The organism is Massilia atriviolacea, from assembly GCF_003953935.1.
In the GTDB taxonomy this organism is placed as follows: Bacteria; Pseudomonadota; Gammaproteobacteria; order Burkholderiales; family Burkholderiaceae_D; genus Telluria_A; species Telluria_A atriviolacea.
The window spans coordinates 319,131-339,089 of sequence record NZ_RXLQ01000004.1 but is presented as its reverse complement, the minus strand read 5'-3'; the positions used below and the strand labels follow the sequence as shown (position 1 = coordinate 339,089).

21 protein-coding genes and 1 tRNA gene are annotated in these 19,959 nt (G+C 62.9%); 12 read left to right on the top strand and 10 right to left on the bottom strand.

Going from position 1 to position 19,959, the window contains the following annotated elements:
- Positions 1-99 precede the first annotated feature (99 nt).
- The 12 genes from EJB06_RS09515 (at position 100) to EJB06_RS09455 (ending at position 11,014) form a co-directional block, all read left to right on the top strand.
- Positions 100-711: a glutathione S-transferase N-terminal domain-containing protein gene (locus tag EJB06_RS09515; RefSeq protein WP_054265664.1), complete on the top strand. Its 612-nt coding sequence runs from the start codon at positions 100-102 to the stop codon at positions 709-711.
- A gap of 102 nt (positions 712-813) precedes the next feature.
- Positions 814-1,332 carry a ClpXP protease specificity-enhancing factor gene (locus tag EJB06_RS09510; protein WP_126073764.1) on the top strand — a complete coding sequence of 173 codons (519 nt, stop codon included), beginning with the start codon at positions 814-816 and terminating at the stop codon, positions 1,330-1,332.
- Between the two features lie 26 nt (positions 1,333-1,358).
- A tRNA-Thr gene (locus EJB06_RS09505) sits at positions 1,359-1,434 on the top strand.
- A gap of 924 nt (positions 1,435-2,358) precedes the next feature.
- On the top strand, positions 2,359-3,351 hold the full coding sequence (locus EJB06_RS09500) for an AAA family ATPase (protein WP_126073763.1): 993 nt from the start codon (positions 2,359-2,361) through the stop codon (positions 3,349-3,351).
- A gap of 41 nt (positions 3,352-3,392) precedes the next feature.
- Positions 3,393-6,017 (top strand): S8 family peptidase, encoded by a 2,625-nt coding sequence (locus EJB06_RS09495; protein WP_126073762.1) that lies wholly within the window; start codon positions 3,393-3,395, stop codon positions 6,015-6,017.
- 133 nt (positions 6,018-6,150) lie between these two features.
- On the top strand, positions 6,151-6,573 hold the full coding sequence (locus EJB06_RS09485; protein WP_126073761.1) for a helix-turn-helix domain-containing protein: 423 nt from the start codon (positions 6,151-6,153) through the stop codon (positions 6,571-6,573).
- A 185-nt stretch (positions 6,574-6,758) separates the two neighbouring features.
- Positions 6,759-7,325 carry a carboxymuconolactone decarboxylase family protein gene (locus EJB06_RS09480; RefSeq protein ID WP_126073760.1) on the top strand — a complete coding sequence of 189 codons (567 nt, stop codon included), beginning with the start codon at positions 6,759-6,761 and terminating at the stop codon, positions 7,323-7,325.
- Positions 7,318-8,553, top strand: a complete 1,236-nt coding sequence (locus tag EJB06_RS09475; RefSeq protein WP_126073759.1) for a patatin-like phospholipase family protein — start codon at positions 7,318-7,320, stop codon at positions 8,551-8,553. Before EJB06_RS09480 ends, EJB06_RS09475 begins: the two co-directional genes overlap by 8 nt.
- Positions 8,537-9,319 (top strand): 3-hydroxybutyrate dehydrogenase, encoded by a 783-nt coding sequence (locus tag EJB06_RS09470; RefSeq protein WP_126073758.1) that lies wholly within the window; start codon positions 8,537-8,539, stop codon positions 9,317-9,319. Before EJB06_RS09475 ends, EJB06_RS09470 begins: the two co-directional genes overlap by 17 nt.
- A 130-nt stretch (positions 9,320-9,449) precedes the next feature.
- Positions 9,450-9,974 (top strand): DUF2867 domain-containing protein, encoded by a 525-nt coding sequence (locus EJB06_RS09465; RefSeq protein ID WP_126073757.1) that lies wholly within the window; start codon positions 9,450-9,452, stop codon positions 9,972-9,974.
- 147 nt (positions 9,975-10,121) lie between these two features.
- Entirely contained in the window at positions 10,122-10,637 is a 516-nt protein-coding gene (locus EJB06_RS09460; protein WP_126073756.1) for a hypothetical protein, read from the top strand.
- 161 nt (positions 10,638-10,798) lie between these two features.
- Positions 10,799-11,014, top strand: coding sequence for a hypothetical protein (locus tag EJB06_RS09455; protein WP_126073755.1), 216 nt, complete (start codon positions 10,799-10,801; stop codon positions 11,012-11,014).
- 46 nt (positions 11,015-11,060) lie between these two features.
- Here EJB06_RS09455 and EJB06_RS09450 read toward each other — a convergent pair whose 3' ends face one another.
- From EJB06_RS09450 to EJB06_RS09405, 10 genes are all read right to left on the bottom strand, one after another.
- On the bottom strand, positions 11,061-11,372 hold the full coding sequence (locus EJB06_RS09450) for a BON domain-containing protein (protein ID WP_126073754.1): 312 nt from the start codon (positions 11,370-11,372) through the stop codon (positions 11,061-11,063).
- Between the two features lie 96 nt (positions 11,373-11,468).
- Positions 11,469-12,566 (bottom strand): LytR C-terminal domain-containing protein, encoded by a 1,098-nt coding sequence (locus EJB06_RS09445; RefSeq protein ID WP_126073753.1) that lies wholly within the window; start codon positions 12,564-12,566, stop codon positions 11,469-11,471.
- Between the two features lie 27 nt (positions 12,567-12,593).
- Complete coding sequence (locus tag EJB06_RS09440) at positions 12,594-13,529, bottom strand: type II secretion system F family protein (protein WP_126073752.1); 936 nt, start codon at positions 13,527-13,529, stop codon at positions 12,594-12,596.
- 9 nt (positions 13,530-13,538) lie between these two features.
- Positions 13,539-14,516, bottom strand: a complete 978-nt coding sequence (locus EJB06_RS09435) for a type II secretion system F family protein (RefSeq protein WP_126073751.1) — start codon at positions 14,514-14,516, stop codon at positions 13,539-13,541.
- 8 nt (positions 14,517-14,524) lie between these two features.
- Entirely contained in the window at positions 14,525-15,871 is a 1,347-nt protein-coding gene (locus EJB06_RS09430) for a TadA family conjugal transfer-associated ATPase (RefSeq protein ID WP_126073750.1), read from the bottom strand.
- A gap of 49 nt (positions 15,872-15,920) precedes the next feature.
- Positions 15,921-17,096, bottom strand: coding sequence for a CpaE/TadZ family protein (locus EJB06_RS09425; protein ID WP_126073749.1), 1,176 nt, complete (start codon positions 17,094-17,096; stop codon positions 15,921-15,923).
- 30 nt (positions 17,097-17,126) lie between these two features.
- A complete protein-coding gene (locus EJB06_RS09420) occupies positions 17,127-17,729 on the bottom strand; it encodes a TadE family protein (protein ID WP_126073748.1) in 603 nt (200 codons plus the stop codon).
- Positions 17,730-17,744: 15 nt separating this feature from the next.
- A complete protein-coding gene (locus EJB06_RS09415; protein ID WP_126073747.1) occupies positions 17,745-18,209 on the bottom strand; it encodes a hypothetical protein in 465 nt (154 codons plus the stop codon).
- Positions 18,206-19,681 carry a TadE/TadG family type IV pilus assembly protein gene (locus EJB06_RS09410; protein WP_126073746.1) on the bottom strand — a complete coding sequence of 492 codons (1,476 nt, stop codon included), beginning with the start codon at positions 19,679-19,681 and terminating at the stop codon, positions 18,206-18,208. The genes EJB06_RS09415 and EJB06_RS09410 overlap by 4 nt, the downstream gene beginning before the upstream one ends.
- Positions 19,678-19,953: a hypothetical protein gene (locus EJB06_RS09405; RefSeq protein ID WP_126073745.1), complete on the bottom strand. Its 276-nt coding sequence runs from the start codon at positions 19,951-19,953 to the stop codon at positions 19,678-19,680. The genes EJB06_RS09410 and EJB06_RS09405 overlap by 4 nt, the downstream gene beginning before the upstream one ends.
- Positions 19,954-19,959: the final 6 nt, after the last annotated feature.

The following is a 19,959-nucleotide window of genomic DNA, read 5'->3' as shown; positions in this document are numbered from 1 at the left end:
TTCACGCTTCATTTCATTGCCCGCCGAGTCGATCGGCGGGCACATTTCGGGGTGATCCGCTCGTCGTTTCACCCCCTTTGTTTCTAAGGAACTATAAAAATGATGGTTCTCTACTCCGGCACCACGTGCCCGTTCTCCCAACGCTGCCGCCTGGTCCTGTTCGAAAAAGGCATGGACTTCGAAGTGCGCGATGTGGACCTGTTCAACAAGCCAGAAGACATCTCGACGATGAACCCGTACGGCCAGGTACCGATCCTGGTCGAGCGCGAACTGATCTTGTACGAATCGAACATCATCAACGAATACATCGACGAGCGCTTCCCGCATCCGCAGCTGATGCCGGCCGATCCGCTGATGCGCGCGCGCGCCCGCCTGATGCTGTTCAACTTCGAAAAAGAACTGTTCGTCCATGTGCACGTGCTCGAGAGCGAGCGCGCCAAGGCCAACGACAAGAGCCACGACAAGGCGCGCGCCGAAATCCGCGACCGCCTGACCACGCTCGCGCCGCTGTTCCTGAAGAACAAGTACATGCTCGGCGACGAGTTCTCGATGCTGGACGTGGCCGTCGCCCCGCTGCTGTGGCGCCTGGATCACTACGGGATCGAACTGTCGAAGACGGCCGCGCCGCTGATGAAGTACGCCGAGCGCATTTTCTCGCGTCCGGCCTACATCGAAGCGCTGACCCCGTCCGAGAAAGTCATGCGCCGCTGATCGGCGCCGCAGGCCGATCGCACCCCGGCACGCCAGTCGCCACGCCTTCGGGCGAATCGCAGTAGACTGGCGTGTCCACCTCGTACCACACCACTACAGAACATGTCCGAGATCTCAACCAAGCCCTACCTGCTGCGCGCCATCTACGAGTGGTGCACCGACAACGGGTTCACGCCCTACCTCGCCGTCAAGGTCGACGCCGCGACCACGGTGCCGATGGAATACGTCAAAAAAGGCGAAATCGTGCTCAACATCAGCTTCGGCGCCACCTCGGGCTTGAAGATGGACAACGAAGCGATCCAGTTCCACGCCCGCTTCGGCGGCGTCTCGCGCGAGATCTACGTGCCGGTGCAGAATGTGCTGGCAATCTACGGCAACGAGAACGGCCAGGGCATGGCCTTCGAAGTGAGCAGTACCGCCTCCGAAAACGCCGCCAGCCAGCCGACCGACAGCCCGCTGTCGAGCGTGCCGGCGCCTGCCAAAGCGGCGCCCGTGGGGCTGCAGAGCGTGCCGGATACCGGTTCGGACAGTGCGCCGGGCGGCGCCCCGGCGCCGGGGCCGGACGACAACAACGACCCGCCTAAAAAAGGTGGCCGTCCGACGCTCACGCGCATCAAATAGCGTATAATCGCCGCTGTAAAAGTTTCGCCGACTTAGCTCATTTGGTAGAGCAGTTGATTTGTAATCATCAGGTGGCCAGTTCGAAACCGGCAGTCGGCACCAGAAATATCAAGGGGCTTACAGAAATGTAAGCCCTTTTCATTTGGACGAGTGTCAATACATCCTGCGCGCAAATTGATGGATCGGCATTGGCGCCTAGCAAAACTACGAAACTGATGTGCGATGCGTTGAAGATGACCATTCAACAGCGCAAGCAAGCGCAGTGTCTGAGCGTACATTCCGATCAGTCAGCCAGTACGCGAGCGAGGCTCACCAGGACACGCTAAAACAACACAGCTTTATTCGCAACGTGAGAGGCTGATCAAGAAAAGTAATTGGATTCTATGAGCTCAACGTCGGCCGCTGTAATCAAATCATCAAGAAAGTCGCAAGGTAGAGTGCATCAAACGAGAGGGGTAGTGCTTACAGTCCTCTCCGTTTCGAGAGATGGCTTTAGCACGCGGCTGTGTACTCGATTCTACTAACTATCTTGTCGGTAGACATACTAGCACTTCCACTTAGGAATGACGAACAGACCTCGCTGTTCGTAAACGCCAGCATGTCTGCGGGCAACGCCACTCAGACGCACTTGAGTGATGATGCATTCAGTGACTACGTGGACGTTCAAACTCCGTCTTCAGCTAAGGTTGAGGGGGAATGTAAGACTTTTTGCTCCTTTTCTGTCAAAATTCCCTGATCATCCAATGCTTCGCATTAGTTAATGGAGCACAACACGCCACAAAGTCACGGTCCGACTAAAACGCCAAACTACGTAATATGGTCGAAAAAGGACATATCAGTCGTTGTCTGGCACCTAAGAGAACGCTGATTTACTCATCTTCGCACTTCGAGCTTCATACAGATCAATGACTTACGTTCCCGCACTCAGCGAAAAACTGCTTAAATCGACACTTTCGCAGGCTCTCATACGGGATGCTTCGGGTACAAACATAATGCACTTGAGAAAAATACTTAAAGGAAATACTGATGGCACAAGCTGATACCTTGGTAGAGATGGTCAAGGCAGCCAGCAACGGCGACCAGCAGTCGTTTCGATCGGCAGCAGAGTCATTGATCAAGGAAGAGCGGGCTAAAGGGCACCGAATTTTGGCAGATCGACTCGCAAAGTCGCTGCAACAGTCGACAATCAAATTCTCATCCCCGCGCCAATTTGCTGGAGGTGGAAGTATTGTCAGCGCACACAAGGATTTGATATTTGAAACGTACCCGGAACGAACGCTGGACAGCATAGTACTGGCAACTAAGGTCCGTGATCAGCTTAATGAAGTCATCGAAGAGCAGCATCGCACTGAGCTGCTACACTCGCATAATATGCGTCCTCGTCATCGAATATTGCTTGCGGGTCCACCTGGCAATGGCAAGACGACCTTGGCCGAAGCGATAGCTCATGAGCTCATGGTCCCTTTGATTGCAGTTCGTTACGAGAACGTGATAGGTAGCTATCTGGGCGAAACGTCGGGGCGGCTAAAAAGTCTAATCGACTATGCGAAAACCCAGCGTTGCGTACTGTTTTTTGACGAATTTGAGACTTTAGGAAAAGAACGTGGCGACACGCATGAAACCGGCGAAATAAAACGTGTAGTTAGTTCCTTGCTGCTGCAAATGGACGAATTGCCGGACTATGTAGTTATTATTGCTGCTAGCAACCACCCAGAATTACTGGATCGTGCCGTATGGCGACGTTTTCAGGTTAGAATTGAACTTTCAATGCCCACCCGAGCGCAACTCACCCAATTTATCACAACCCTTGGGAGTCGCTTAAATGTGAACTTTGGATTTGCGCCTGAGACAATTGCGAAACGGTTGCTTGGACTTAACTTTGCGGAAGTAGAAGAATTTTGCCTATCAGTCGCCCGGCGGGCAATTCTCGATCAACGAACAGGTGACGCAAAGGCTGTTACGCTTACAAAGCTAGATCAGTTAAACGATCGTTTGAAACCATTTTCCCAAGAGATTTGAATTTAGGGGATTCCAGAATAGGAAGCTGAAGAAAGAAGCGCATGGCAAATCACTTACCGCTTTTGGTATTTCCTGAGAAACGAATTGTCCCACCTGAGCCGGGGAGGGGATTCCCGCAAAGTAAGCCTCACCTGCCAGGACGCGCCGCCCAGTCTATTCGTATCGGCGCACAAATGCGTGAGCTACAACGTTCTTTTGTGGAGTACCGCGTAGGTATTGCAGGTGCATTGGCTGGTTTAGAACCGGAAGCCGTTCTAGTGATCGAAATTGTCGGCACTGTGAACGATTTTAAGCAAGCCGTCGAGGCTGCTGACCTAGAGTGGCTCGGGGAATGGGATCTCAGTGATATCGAGCCGGATGACGAATTTTATGAACTAGATACTCACGGCAACTTCGCCGCTAAACCACTGAAAGGTCGGTTATTTCTTTCAATGGGTAGTGAGGCGGGACTTCAGGGTATGCTTGCTCTTTGGCGCCAATGGACAGAAGGACGACCGCTGCCATACGGTCGCGCGAAATGGGCAGAGGTTTTCTCCCAACTGCGTAATATTAGACGCTGGAGTATTGAGGAAACACTTCGCGAAACTGGAATGATAGAACAGTGGAGAGAATTACTTCAAGCAATTATACCGGGCGAGGAAGTTCCCTTCCAGATAGAACTATTTTATCGACGCAATGCGCTAAAACGACAACAAAACGAACGCGCCATTCACTCGCTACTGGCAGAGCTTGGCGGCGGAACACTCGGGCCATTTATTGACCTACCAGAAATCGCTTTTCACGCGGTAAAAGCTATACTTCCAGTTGAGAGTATTCGACAGCTGATTGATGAGGTTGACGATCCAAATAGCATCGTAGATATTCAGCTCTTCAATTTCTCTGGAATCATGTACTTCCGACCAACAGGGCAAACTTTGGCTGTGTCAGAAGAAGATGAAGGCACGCCTGCAGAGCTTGATGCCGGGGAAGCGGACGAGTTGCCGGTGCTTGCACTCCTTGATGGCGCGCCGCTCCAGAGGCACAATTTTCTACGAAACAGAATATTGCTTGATGACATATTTGACCTTGACCGGCTATATCAACCAGGCCAACGTCGGCACGGAACGAGCATGGCATCACTGATTGTTCATGGTGATTTAGCCAGCCTCAATAGCCGGCCCTTAGTGAGTAAATTGTATTGTGTCCCTGTGATGCAGCCGGACCAAGGAAGTGCCGCTAAAGATGAACACATGCCAAACGATGTCTTTTTTGAAGACAGAATACACGTTGCCGTTCGTCGAATGTTCGAAGGGACTAATGACGTTCCTCCGCAAGCCCCAACCGTGAAAATTATAAATATTTCTATCGGCGACCCTGCGCGCCCCTTTATCCACACACCTAGCCCTTGGGCACGCTTGCTGGATTGGCTCTCCTGGAAATATCGTGTAATTTTTATTGTCAGCGCTGGAAACTATCCAGAGTCAATTGAAATTGGACTCAGTCACGTAGCGTTTTCGGCACTCAGCAAAGATAAACGAGTACAAGCAACGCTCAAATCGGTCGCTGCCTCGCTCAGTTCGCGCCGCTTGTTATCTCCTGCAGAGTCGCTTAATGCAATAACAGTTGGGGCACTACACACGGATGAGGCTGGAGAATATCTAGATTATCCTCCAAGAATCGATTTGATGCCCCATGACCAAATGTTTAGCCCAGCAATGCGGGTTGGTCATGGATTTCGGCGATCTGTAAAACCAGAAGTACTATTCGCTGGCGGCAGACAGTTGTATCAAAAACCGTTGATGAATGGAACAACAGTTTACTCTGCCGACAAAACTAAGCTTAGCCCGGGTCAGCGTGTCGCCTGGGACAGCCCAACCGAAGGGCATCTGAACAACACAGTATTCACACGTGGGACCAGCAATGCTACTGCCATTGCTAGTCGCAACGCCGGGCGAATTCACGAGATGCTTGCGTCGCTTCGCGACGAAGAACAACAACACATACCGGATTCTTTAGAAGCAGTAATAATTAAGACGTTACTCATTCACGGCGCGCGTCAGCCCGAGACTGCGAAAGACCAACTGGTCAAAGCTCTTAAAAACGAATCGAATTCTCGGCAGTTCAAAGAGGTTGTTGCTCGCTATATTGGCTACGGTGCGCCCGATGTTGACCGGGTGCTAACGTGTACAGATCAACGCGCAACTATCCTCGGCTTTGGTGAAATTGCTGAAAATGAGGTGCATGAGTATGAGTTTCCACTACCGCCCGCATTATCCGCACAAAAGCTTTGGCGTCGACTGATTGTCACTCTGGCTTGGCTTTCTCCGATCAACCCTGATCATCGTGACCTTCGTGAAGCGAAGTTAGAAATGGAACCGGGCGGTTCAACTTGGGACAACATCCCGTTGAAACTCAAACGCCAAGACAGCGATCATAATCAGGTGCTCCGGGGGACTGTTCAACATGAGGTGCTTGATGGGAAAAATTTGATTGCGGCATATCAAGATGGTGAGACCCTACGACTCAGAGTGGTCTGCAAGAAGGACGCAACCGCCAGACTGGATGAGATGATTCCCTACGGGTTGGCCGTTACGTTGGAAGTGAAGGAGGATGTGCAGATTCCTATTTATCAGCAGGTCCGCGCAAGGATTAGGCCTCAAGTTGTCGTTGGCGCAGCTCAGCGTTAGGTACAAATTTTGTATGCAGCGCTGTTCTCATTCCGATTCCCTCAAATTACCGATTCAAAATTGCTTTTGTTCTTTACTTCAACAACCGACAACTATTTATACGGCACGTCTTCACGCACAAGGAATACGATCAATGGACACCTTGATGGATCAGGAAGTCGTTGAAAAAATTGCCCGACATTTCAGCGCGCTGACTTCCCTTTGTTCGCGTCATCCAATTCGCCCGGAACTTGATTACGACAACGCCGTCACCGCCTTGAACCAGTTGCTCGACGCCGGCGCTGCGGACGAACAGCATGCGCTGGCCGACCTCGCCACTTTGCTGGCCACCTTGATCGCCGCCTATGACGAGACGCATTATCCCGCCCCTCCCGTGTCACCTCTCAACCTGCTGCGGTTTCTGATGGAGCAGCATCGGCTGTCGGCGTCGGCGCTTCCCGAGCTGGGCAGCCAGGCCGTCGTCGACGACATCCTCAGCGGAAAGAGACAACTCTACCTCCGGCAAGTCAAGGCTCTTGCCACCCGCTTCAAGGTTCCTGCAACGCTCTTCATTTGATGTCAGGGCCAGGCGCCCAATCCCATCTCGTCCCGCAACAAGCCCGCGCACGAACCAATTTTCGCCTAAGTCAGCGGCTGTATTCTTTGGCAAGAAGCTGCAACGATCCGCATGCCGGCCAGCGCCGCGCGCCACCCGCATGGACCGGTCCGGCTTCCCCTTGCCAACCCATCCAGAAAGCCGCCATGCGCCTGCCCCTGATCGCCCCTTCCGACCTCAGCCCCGAACAACAGCCCCTGTACCAGGACATGCGCAAAGGCATCGCCTCGAACTTCAACGCCTTCGTTTCCCAGCGCGAGGATGGCGCCCTGATGGGCCCGTGGAATCCGTGGCTGCACGAGCCCGCCATCGGCAAGGCGATCTGGAACCTGACCCTGGCGATGACGGCCAACGCCGTACTGCCGGACAATGTGCGCCAGATCGCCATCCTGGTGGTCGGCGCGCGCTTCGATGCCGCCTACGAACTGTACGCCCACATCGCCGTGGCCGAGGCCGAAGGGATGCCGCTGGAACGCCTGGCGACCCTGGTGGCCGACCTCAAGCCATCCGACCTGAACAAGGAAGAGAGCGTGGCCTACGACCTCGCCTACGCCCTGTGCCGGGGCGGCCTGCTGCCCGAGCCGATCTACCGCCTGGCACTGGCCACCTTCGGCCAGAAAGGCACGAATGAACTGATTTACCTGGTCGGACTCTATTCCATGGTATCGACCACCCTCAACGGCTTCGACGTTCCGGTGCCCGAGCATGCGTGACGGTTCCACATTGCACAAGCGCGCCAGCGCGCCGCCCGAAGCGGCGCGCCCCTGCGCCTCGGCCTTCGGCAGCATCGCGCTGTTGCTGCAGGGCGGCGGCGCGCTCGGCGCCTACCAGGCCGGGGTCTACGAGCGCCTGCTGGAAGCGGGCATCGAGCCGACCTGGATCGCCGGCATCTCGATCGGGGCGATTAACAGCGCCATCATCGCCGGCAATCCGCGCGCGGACCGGGTCGCCAAATTGCGCAGCTTCTGGGAACAGGTCAGCAACGCCGGCGACGGCGGCGCCAGCGCATGGTGGACCGGCTTGCTGGCCGACGACACCCTGCGCGGCTGGGCCAACCAGATGGCGGCCGGGCGCGTGCTCTCGCACGGCGTGCCGGGCTTTTTCCAGCCGCGCATGCCGCCGCCCTGGCTGCCGCTGGCCAACCGCGCCGCCACCAGCTACTACGACACGTCGATGCTCGAAGGCACGCTCGACAAGCTGGTCGACTTCGACCGCATCAACCGCCGCGAGATGCGCCTCTCGGTCGGCGCCGTCAACGTCCGCACCGGCAACTTCGCCTACTTCGACAACGCGGTCGACACCATCGCCGCCAAACACATCATGGCCAGCGGGGCCCTGCCGCCGGGCTTCGACGCGGTCGAGATCGACGGCCAGCATTACTGGGACGGCGGACTGGTCTCGAACACCCCGCTCGACTGGGTGCTGTCGTCGCACTCGGGCGTCGATACCCTGGTGCTGCAGGTCGACCTGTGGAGCGCCAGCGGCGAACTGTCGCGCGACCTGACCGACGTGGCCGTGCGCATGAAGGAAGTCCAGTTTTCGAGCCGCACGCGGGCCGCCACCGACAAGTTCCGCAAGCTGGCCGAGCTGCGCACCGCCTTCAACGAACTGCTGGCCCGGATGCCGGCCGCCCTGGCCGCTACCCCGCAGGCGCGCCTGCTGGCCGAGGCCTCCGACGAGGCGGTCTACAACATCGTCCAGCTGGTGTACCGCTCGCCCAATTACGAAGGCCAGTCGAAGGACTTCGAATTTTCGCGCCGCACCATGAACGAGCACTGGCGTGCGGGCTACGATGATGCCGCCCTGACCTTGTCGCATCCGCAGATCCTGGCCTTGCCGCCGGCCGGCAAAAGCCCCGCCATCTACGATTTCCTGACCTCCCGGCACGCCAGTGCCGCCACCCACACACAGAAAGAGCCATCCCATGAACCTGCAAGATAAAGTGTCTGTCATCACCGGCGCCGCCAGCGGCATCGGCAAGCACATCGCCAAGGTCTACTTCGACAACGGCGCCAGGGTCGTCATCGCCGACCTCGACCTGAAAGCGGCCGAGGCCACGGCCCGGGAACTCGATCCTTCCGGCGAACGCAGCATGGCGGTAGCCATGAACGTCACCAGCGAAGCCGAAGTCGACGCGGGCATCGCGGCCGTGGCGGCGCGCTTCGGCGGCATCGATGTGCTGGTGTCGAATGCCGGCATCCAGATCGTCGCGCCGCTCGAGAGCTTCGCCTTCGACGACTGGAAAAAAATGCTGGCGATCCACCTGGACGGCGCCTTCCTCACCACCCGCGCCTGCCTCAAGCTGATGTACGCGCAAGGCCGCGGCGGCAGCGTGATCTACATGGGCTCGGTGCATTCGAAAGAAGCCTCGCCGCTCAAGTCGGCCTACGTGACGGCCAAGCACGGCCTGATCGGCCTGTGCAAGGTGGTGGCCAAGGAAGGCGCGGCGCACGGGGTGCGCGCGAACGTGATTTGCCCCGGTTTCGTGCGCACGCCGCTGGTCGAAAAGCAGATTCCCGAGCAGGCAAGGGAACTCGGCATCTCGGAACAGGATGTGGTCAAGAATGTGATGCTCAAGGAAACCGTGGACGGCGAATTCACCACCGTCGACGATGTGGCGCAGACCGCGCTGTTCCTGGCGGCCTTCCCCAGCAATGCGCTGACCGGCCAGTCGATCGTGGTCAGCCATGGCTGGTTCATGCAGTAACACCCGCAAGGCGCGCCGGGCGGGTGCTTCCCGGCGCGGCGCGCGCTTCCGTATTAAGATGGCATGCTCGCCCGGCGGGCTGCCATGCGTCCGGCCGGACCGGCACACACTGTCATTGCCCGCGGACCCCATGCACGCCACCCCCGTCGAAACCACTGTTCCCGCCTCCAGCGCGCTGGCCGCGTCGCTGCCCGGCGCCTATTTTTACGATGCCTGGGCGATCGTACCGAGCGATGGCGATGCCACGGCGCTGGAGATGTTCCTCAAGGTGACTGCCAACACGCCGGGCTGGGTGAATGCGCTGATGAGCTTGCGCAACCGCGTGGTGTCGCTGCTGGGCCTGAAAAACCTCGGCACCCTGTCCGGGCTCGATCCGGCCAAGCCGGCGTCGGCGTACCGGATCGGCGACCGGGTCGGCATCTTCACCCTGTTTGCCAACACGCCCGACGAGGTGTTGCTGGGCGACAAGGACAAGCACCTCGACGTCGTCCTGTCGGTGCACAAGGCAGTCGATGCGCGCAACGGGCGGGTGCTGGCGACGGTGTCGACCGTGGTGCACGTGCACAACTGGCTCGGGCGCCTCTACATGCTGCCGGTGACGCCCATGCACCGCGTGATTGCGCCGGCCGTGCTGAGGGGGGCGGCACGAGGGTAGCACGCGGGTAGCACGCGGGCGGCACGAGGGTAGCACGGGGGTAGTACGGTAAGCCACGTTGCATCTTGTAAGCAAAATTGTCAACTCTGACAAGATTGTATTGACTGAGCTACACTGGCGCCATTCCGACCATTCATGGATTGCCCGATGAGCCTTCGACTCCTGGCAACTGGCGCCTGCGCCGCCCTGCTGCTGACCGCATGCCTGGTTCCCGAACGCTTTACCGCCAGGATTGCTTTCGCGGCCGATGGCAGCTACGCGTATTCCTACGCCGGCACCGCCGTGCACACCTTGACGGCCGGGCAGATGGGCAAGGGCAGCGGCGGCGAGGCGGGCAGTCCGAAACGCTACGACCTGAGCGTCGAGGGCAAGCGCCAGCGCGCCCAGGCGCTCGACCTGGCCGGCGTGCTGCGCGTGCGGACCGGACCGGATGGCGTGCTGAACCTGCAAGCCGGCAAGCTCGACGACAAGGAAAAAGCCAGCATGGCGAGACTCGGCATCAAGCTCGACGGTACGCTATCGGTGACGGTGCCGATCAGCGCCGAGGTCATCGCGCATAACGCCACCACGACCCCGTCGTTCTTCGGCCTGATCGGCACCTATGCGTGGAAAATCGACAGCCTCGAGCAGCGCCCTCAGATCGTCATCCGCTTCAAGCAGTAAGCGCCCTCCTCGGCGCTGCCCTTCGCAGCCGCCGCAGGTTTTTCCCCGAATCCGACCTTCCATCCCGCAAAACCGGCCTTCCGTCGCAATCGGGTAGTTGACGAACGCCCCTGTGGCTATAGTTCACTCAACCCAACGCACTTCACCCACAGGAGCCCAACATGAACATCGCAAAAAACATGGAAACCATCTTCCTCGCCGCCCTCGTCGTCGTGTCCGCAACCAGCTTCGCGACCGCCAGCGCACCGGCCCCGCGCCTTGCCGCACCGGCCGCCGTGCAAGCCAGGGTGGACGCCGGCATGGACGCCAACATGACCGTCGTCACCGTCAGCGCCAAGCGCCTGAGCGCCGCCGAAAAGGCCCAGCTGGAAGGCTGAGCACAAACATCCGGCGCGTCACGCCGCCCGCACAGGCGGCACCGCCTCAGTTCCTGGGCACCATGTCGTTCTTGACGTCCTTGACGCCCTCGATCTTGCGTACCAGCGCGACCGCCCTGGCAATGTCGGCGGCCGGAACGAAGCCGCTCAGCTGCACCCTGCCCTTGAACGTCTCGACATTGATCTGGGTAGCCTTGAGATCCGGGTCGGCCACCAGCGCGGCCTTGACCTTGGCGGTGATGACGGTGTCGTCGATGTATTCGCCGGTGCCCTCGCGCTGCGGGGTCGGGGCGCAAGCGACCAGCGCCAGCAGTGCGCAGCCGCACAGGAAGCGCATGAAACGTTCTGCAAGTGTCATGGAAATGCTCCGGTAAGTGCTTGGACCAGGCTATTGTCGCGTGAGCCCCCACTCCGGATTTGATCTGGCGCAAACGTGCCGACCATCGCCCCCGCGTCAGCCCTGTCCCGCCAACGGCCGTGTGCGCACAGCCACGGCGACGCCGGCCGCGGCACCCGGCGCCAGGTCGCGCCCGATCACCAGGCGCAGGTCGGCGCGCCCGACATCGCCCACCGCCACCACGCGCGCGGCGCCGAAGCGCTCGGCCAGGCGCTCGGCGGCTTCGCGAAATTCGCCCTGGTATTCGATGCGGGTCCGGCGCACGCCGAAGCCTTTCTGGTTACTCAGGCGCACCACGCGCACGGCGCTGGCGTCCATGGTGGCGGCCAGCGAACGGGCCATGCCGGTCACGCCATTGCCGTTGCGAATTTCCAGCAAGGCCTGGCCGGAACGCGGCGCCGCCACTGCCGCCACCGCCGGCGCAGCCTCCCCCACACGCCGCAGCACGAACACGCCGGCGCCATCCTGCTGCACCTCGGTGCGCGCCCACTGCGGCTCGCGCGGCGCGCCTTGCGCGTCGGCCTTGACCGCGCTGTCGATGGCGGCCACGCCGGCGCGCTCGGCGACCGCGTAGTCGGCCCTGAAATCATGGCTGCGCAGGGCACTGGCCTGGCGGTACATCTGCTCTGCGCGCTGGTGCTGCCCGAGCTTGTCGAGCGCGCCGCCCAGATGGTCCCAGGCGCGCGCATTGAGCGGGTCGAGCAGGCAGGCTTTTTCGAGCGCGGCCAGGGCTTGTCCGAACTGGCCGTTGAGGAAATGGGCGTAGCCGAGATTGCTGAACAGGAAGGCGCTGGCCTGGCCGCCGGCGCCCTCGCCCTCCTGCGTCATGGCTTCCCACAGCGCGATGGCGCGCTCGAAATCGCCTTGCTCCGCGTACAGGGTGGCCAGGCCGTTGCGCGCCTTCAGGTGCGCCGGATCGCGCGCCAGCGCGGCGCGGTAGGCCGCCAGCGCCGCAGCGTGGCGCCGCGCCAGATGCGCGTCGCGCCCCTTCAGATAGGCGTCCTCGGCGCGCAGCGGGGCCGCCGCCGGCGTATCGGGCCTATCGGGCCTATCGGGCGCATCGGGCGTATCGGGCAACTCGCGGCGCGGGCCGGCGCAGGCCAGCAGCAGCGCGCCGGCGCACAGCAGGCAGTAGCGGGTCAGGGGGCTTGGCATGAGCGGCTCCGGTAGAAACGGGATGGGCTAGGAGTTGACCGACCTGAGCGTACGCATGATCTGCATGGCGGCCGGGCCGAGCAGGACCATCAGCAGGGTCGGGAAGATAAAGAAGATCAGCGGGAACATCAGCTTGACGCCGATCTTGGCGGCCTGTTCCTCGGCCATCTGGCGCCGCTTGGTGCGCAGGGTGTCGGCATGCACGCGCAGCGAGGTGCCCATGCTGGTGCCGAAGCGCTCGGACTGGATCATCATCGCCACCAGCGTGTCGACGTCTTCCACGCCGCTGCGCAGGGCAAAATTGCGCAGCGCCTTTTCCTTGCTGAAGCCGGCCCGCATTTCCATCAGCACCAGCTGCATTTCCTGGGCCAGCACCAGCGACTTGATGTGGATTTCGCCGGCCACCTTGATCAGCGCGCGCTCCAGGCTCAGGCCCGCTTCCACGCACACGGTCAGCAGGTCGAGCGCATCGGGAATCGATTCGAAGATCTCGCGCCGGCGCCGGCGCGCCGTCATTTCGAGCACGACGTTGGGCAGGTAGTAGCCGCAGGTGGCCGTACCGAGCAGCATCAGCATGATGCGCTGTCCGCTCAGCACCTCGCTCGAAAGCGCGATCCACACGCCCACCAGCGCCGGCAGGAACAGCGCCAGCACGGTCTTGGCCGCGAAATACAGGGGCGCCACCGACGGCCCGCGCCAGCCGGCGTTCATGAAGCGGGTGCGCAGGGGCGACTTTTCCCAGCCCTGCTCGGGCAGCGACAGCGTGCCGAAGGGCTGGGCCACCTTGGCCACCTTTTCCACCCAGCCATCGCTGCGCCCGGCGCCGGTATCGGCGCTGGCCGCGCCCACGCGCGCCAGGCGCTGGCGCATATAGCCGGGCCAGAAGGTGCTGATGGCCAGCGCCGCCAGGGCGCACACCACCACGAACACGATCAGCAAAAACAGTAATTGCGAGCCGCTCATGCTGGCCTCCTAGACGCGAATGTGAATCAGTTTGCGCAGCCACACCACCCCGATGCAGATCATCACGGCGGCGTAGCCCAGCAGGCGTATGCCGGCCGGATCGGTCCACAGCATGCTGATGTACTCCGGATTGGCAAGGTACATCATGCCGGCCACCGCGAACGGCAGCACGCCCAGGATCCAGGCCGAAATGCGCCCTTCGGCCGACAGCACCCGGATCTGGCCCAGCAGCTTGAGGCGCTCGCGGATGATGTGGCCGATATTGCCCAGGATTTCAGCCAGGTTGCCGCCCGACTCGCGCTGGATCAGCACCGCGATCACCATGTAGCGCAGGTCGGTCAGGGGCACCCGCTCGGCCAGGCTGTGCAGCGCCTCGTTCATGGGCACGCCGTAGTTGATCTCCTGGTGCACGGTGCGGAATTCGCCGCTGAGCGGTTCCGGCAGTTCGCTGCCGACCATTTGCATCACATTGGTAAACGAGTGGCCGGCGCGCATGGCGCGCGCCAGGAAGTCTGCCGCTTCGGGTAACTGTTCCTCGATCTTGCACAGGCGCGTGGCGCGCGTGCGCCGCAGCACCATCAGCGGCAGGGCGGCCCCCAGCAGCGGCAGCGTCCAGGTCAGCAGCGGCGGCGTGTCCCACAGGTGCGCCATCACGCCGCCCGCGCACAGCAGCGCCAGCGAGGCCGCCAGGAACTGCGCCACCATCCAGTGCACCCCGGCCTGCATCAGCAGGCGGTCGATGGCGTGCGCCAGGCGCAGGCGGTGCAGCGCGCTGTCGAGGCTGTCGGAGGCGCTGAAGCGGCGCCGCTTGAGGATCGAGATGGCGCCGCCCTCGATGTCGGTGCCGCCCGACATCACGCGCAGGCGGCGCGCGATGCGCTGGGCGCCGCCGCCGCGCGTTTGCGACCACAGCAGCCAGCCACCCTCGACCATCAGGATGACGGCCGCGAACAACAGCACGGCAAAGCCGTAAAAGACATAATCCATGGCCGTTCCTATTCGAAAATGCGGCTGGGGTCGAAGGCCGAGTCGGGCACCGGCGCGCCGAACAGGCGCAGGCGGTCGGCGAAGCGCGGGCGCACCCCGGTGGCGCGGAAATGCCCGACCACCCTGCCGTCCGGGTCGACCCCGGTCTGCTCGAAGCAAAAGATTTCCTGCATGGCGATCATCTCGCCTTCCATGCCGGTGATTTCCTGCAGGCTGACCAGCTTGCGCGCGCCATCGGTCAGGCGCGTGACCTGCAGCACCACCGTGATGGCCGAGCAGATCTGCTGGCGCACCGCGCGCGGGGTCAGGGTCACGCCCGCCATGCCGACCATGTTTTCCAGGCGCGCCAGGGCGTCGCGCGGGGTGTTCGAGTGGATCGTCGCGAGCGAGCCTTCGTGTCCGGTGTTCATCGCCTGCAGCATGTCCATCGCTTCGGCCCCGCGCACCTCGCCCAGGATGATGCGGTCGGGGCGCATGCGCAGCGCGTTGCGCACCAGCGCGCGCTGGGTCACCTCGCCCTTGCCTTCGATATTCGGCGGCCGCGTTTCCAGGCGCACCACGTGCGGCTGGCGCATCTGCAGTTCGGCCGCGTCTTCGATGGTGATGATGCGTTCGTTGGCCGGGATGAAGCCCGACAGCAGGTTGAGCAGGGTGGTCTTGCCGCTCCCGGTGCCGCCCGAGATCAGGATGTTGATCTTGGCGTGGCCGAGCGACTGCAGCACCTGCACCATGGGCGGGGTCATGCTCTTGTAGCGCAGCAGGTTCTCGACCGTCAGCGGGGTCGCCGAAAAGCGCCGGATCGACAGGATCGCGCCGTCGACCGCCAGCGGCGGGATGATCGCGTTCACGCGCGAGCCGTCCGGCAGGCGGGCGTCGACCATCGGGCTCGATTCGTCGACCCGGCGCCCGACCCGCGAGACGATCTTGTCGATGATCTTCATCAGGTGGGCGCTGTCGTGGAAGGTGATGTCGGTCAGCTCCAGCTTGCCGCGCCGTTCCACGTACACCTGGTTGAACGTGTTGACCAGGATGTCCGACACGGTCGGGTCGGACAGCAGCGGTTCGAGCGGGCCGAAACCGAGCATTTCGTGCTGGATGTCGAGCACCAGCTCGTGCCGTTCGTGCTGGTTGAGCACGATGTGCTCTTCCTCGATGATGTGCTGCACCAGCAGGCCCAGCTCGTGCTTGAACTGCTCCGGCGTGAGGCGCTTGAGGCGTTCCAGGTCGATGCGGTCGAGCACCATCTGGTGCATGTTCTTCTTCAGGTCGTGGTAGGCGTGGTTGGACGATTCCGCTTCCACCGGCTGCGTGTGGCGGCTCTCCTCGGCCGCGCTCAGGCGTTCGCGCAAGGTCATGGGTTTCTCCTGGGGCTGATTGTTCGACTATGGTTCGGCTATCGTTCGGCTACTGTTCGGCTTCGGCGCGCCCGAACAGGCGCGTGAGCAAGCCCTTCGCTTCCGGCACGCGGCGCGCGGTCACCAGCTCGACCAGTTCGGACAGGCTGCGCGCCACCGGGCTGGCGCGCGACAGTTGCAGCACCGGCACGCCCTGGTTCACCGAATCGGTGACGTTCACGTAATCGTTGGGCACGGTGTGCATGACCTCGGCGCCGAGCGAGGCTTGCACGTCTTGCAGGCGCAGGCGCCCGCCCTTTTCGTAGCGGTTCACGATCAGGCGCGTGTTTTCGATGGCGTAGCCGAGCGAGCGGAAGATGTCGAGCAGGCGGCGGCCGTCGCGCAGGTCGGGCAGGGCCAGTTGCAGCACCGGGTAGATGGCGTCGGCGTTGTCGAGCGCGCGCAGCGAAATGGCGTCGATCTGGCGCCCCACGTCGAGCACCACGTAGTCGTAGTGCTGGCGCGCCACGCGCAGGATCACGTCCATCTGCTCCGGCTTCAGCTCGACCGCCTGGGCCGGGTCGTCGGCCGCCGCCAGTATCCCGAAGCCGGGCGTGACGTGCACCAGGCAGGAGTCGAGGAAGGCGCCGTCGATGCGCGCGATCTGGCCGCACACGTCGGACAGGGTCATGGCCGGCTTCTGGTCCGACACGTACAGGGTGGCGTCGCCGAACTGCCCGTGCAGGTCGATCAGGATCACCTTCTTGTCGGCCAGGCTGGCCAGCGCATAGGCGAAATTGGTCGACAGGAAGGTGGCGCCGCTGCCGCCCTTGCAGGAAATGAAGGCCAGCACCTTGCCGTCGCACAGCTTGCCGGCATTGGCGGCGTCGGCGATGCGGTTGATGGCGTCGTGGAAGGCGCTGTGCACCAGCGGCAGCTGCAGCACCTCGCGCACGCCGGCGCGCATGGCGCGGATCAGCAGGTCCTGCTGCTGGTCGCGGGTGAGCAGCATGAAGGTCGCCCCCGGGTACAGCTTGGCCAGGCGCAGCAGCAGTTCGGCCTCGTCGCCCGCCAGGCCGCTGGCGTCGACGATCACCAGCGCCGGGTTCTCGGGCAGCACGCGCTCGAGCGCGTCGCGCAGGCGGCTGCGCACCGCCACCAGGGTCACGGGCGGCATGCGGGCGGCGCCCTGGGCCGCGATTTCGGCTTGCAGCTGGTTGTCGTGGGTGATCAGTAGAGCTTTCATGGAACTTCCTCTTGGGTAAGGCCGCGCGGCTCAGGGACCGGGGCAGACTTCGGTGCTACCTGCCTGATGCCCCAGCGACGCGGCCGGCGTGATCGTCGCGAAGGTCGGGTACGTCAATCCCTGGAGCAGCGCGCTGCCGGTAAACAGGGGCTTGTAGCTGGCCGGCACGCAGGCGCCGGCGCCCGGGGCGCACAGCTGGGCTTGCACGAAGCGCACGCAGTTGTTGCCATTCGGATTGGCGTTGCAGTTGACAATGTTTTGCGCCGGGCAGGCCGGCAGCAGCGCGACCGGCGCAAAATCGGCGGCCAGGTGCGTGATCACGATGCGGGCGTCGGGCCGGGCGGCGCTGCCGAGCGCCATGCCGCCGGCGCGCGCCGCGATCCCGGCCGCCTGCGCCAGCGTGCCCAGCGCGCCCTGGTCGGTGGCGTCGATCACGGCCGCGCCGCGCGCCGCCACGGCGGTGGCATTGGCCAGCACGCTCCACAGGTACAGCGCACGCGCCACTTCGAAGGTGCCCAGCATGAACAGCAGGAACAGCGGCAGGGTCAGGGCGAATTCGATCATGGTGGCGCCGCCGGCGCGCAGGCGGCGCGGCGGGCATCGGCGGGACGCGGGACGAAGGATGGCGTGCATGGGCGGCTCCTGGGCTCAGCGGGCGTAGGGGACGGTGACGCTGGTATAGATCGTCAGGGTTTCCGGCAGGCCCAGTTCGGCCATGATGGTGTAGCCGTAGGGCACGTGCACCATCATCGATGCCGTCACCGTTTCCTGGCGCTCGCCGCCGCAGAAGATTTCGCCGTCGCAGCGGTAGCCGGCGGCGTACAGCGGGATGCCGGGCGCCACGCCGGCATCGCGCAAGCTCTTCTCGCCCAGCTGGTACATCTTGTTCATCATCGCGTTGCCCATCACGGTGGTCGAGTTCCATTCGGCCTGCGGCAGCGTGGCCAGGTAGGTGGCGACCGTGGCGGTGCTCTGCTTGAGCACCATGTAGATGTAGAAGATGCGTCCCAGGCTGAAGATCAGCGGCAGCAGGAAGGACACGAAGGTAAACAGCAGGGCCAGTTCGAGATGCGCGATGCCGGGCGCGCGCCGTGGCAGGAAGCGCGCTTTCATCGGTACAGCACCACGGAAGCGCCGAGCGCGTCGGCCTTGGCCAGGCCGCCGAATTCGGCATACACGCCCAGCTGGGGCGAGACGGTGGCGCGCGACGTCATCAGGAAACTGCCGACCGCCAGCACCGTGGCCGTGCCGCCGCTGTCGACCGGGCAGGCCAGCAAGGGAATGTTGAGGATGCGCCGCCCGCTCACCTTGGGATAGGACGACGGGCTCGGCATCTGGCGAAACGCGCCCAGGGCCCGGTACGGCATCAGCGGATCGGCGGGGTAGGAGCCGACCAGGCCGACTTTTTCGGTGCTGGCGACCGGATACAGCTGGGGCCAGGCGCTGGCGGGGAAGACCGCGCCCGGCGTGCCGGGGGTGGCCGCCACGTAGCGGCGCGGCTTGGCGAAGGTCCACAGCGGGCCGTAGCTGACCGGATCGGTCGCGGGCGTGGCGCCGCTGGCCTCGGCGATGGTCTTGCGCTGGTTGCCGGCGACCAGCCTGGCGGCGCTGGGCGGGATCACGGCCAGGTTGGGGGTCGCGGCCGGCATGCGCATCCAGAAGGCGGGCACGGTGTACTCCTTGACGTTGATATCGGCCGGCGCCGCGATCGTGTCGCAGCTGGAACCGCTCGCGCTGCCGAAGCGCGAATTGAGTTCGCTCGTGAGCGAGGCGGGAAAACCTTCGCTGACGTAGATCCGCGCGCCGCTGGGCAGGAAGGGAAGCGCCAGGTTGCCGCTGCACACCATCGGGCGCAGGGTGGCCAGGCCGCGGTGCGCCACGTTCTCGATGGCCGGCGGGAAATCGATGGGATTGACCTGGTAATGCAGCGGGTTGGCGCCGACCGGGTTGAGGTCGAGCAGGTTGTAGCTGACCCCGCGCCGGAAGCCGTGCTCGACGAATTCTTCGAAGCCGGCCGTATTCGCCCGCATCGAGGCGGCCTGGGCGTCCAGGGCGCAGATGGCCAGCGGCGTGATCTGGACCGCGTTGCGTCCGGCCACCGCCCGCACCTCCACCCGCAAGGTGGAGAAGCTCGAATCGATGGCGCCGGCGAACACGGCGCGCACCGCGCCGTAGGCCGGCGCCAGGCCGGCGCTGTCGATGCGGGCATAGCGCAAGCTGGGCGCGTTGGCGGCGTTGACGGCGGCCACCGGCAGCCAGGCACCGTCGGGGGTATCGCTGAAACGCAGGGCGGCCGGCGACCAGGCCATGGCGCCGTTCAGGGCCAGCCTGCTGGCATTGACGACCGAGGCGGCGCGCAGCACGGCGCTGGCGGCGCCGGCCTCGGTGCCGTCGAGCGCGCGCGCCGCCGCCAGCGCGGCGCCGTCGGCCACCGTCTGCAGGTCGGTGCGGCGCATATAGGCCATCGACAGGTCGATGGCCATGCCACCCAGCAAAATCAGCGGCATCAGCATCAGCGCGAACACGATCGCATAGACGCCGCGCTGGCGCCGGCGGCGGCCGGACGCAAGCCGCGGCGGCCTCATTTTGCGCCCCCGCCGATGGACTGCGGCGCCAGCGCGGCCGGCGCGTCGGCCGAGCGCTGGTAGCGTTCCTGGGCCGCCGCCGCCGACTTACCGTCGAGTCCGTTCACGGACCGTGCGGCGCGCCCGGCGCCCGGATCGATGGCCTGGCTCGCCAGCGAGGCGCGCAGCGACTTGCCGAAGCGCGCGTCCCAGTTGCGGGTGCTGGAGCAGGCGCCCAGCAAGACCGTCGACGCCAGCAGGATGGCGATGCTGCATGCGATGCGTGGGTTCATGGCGTT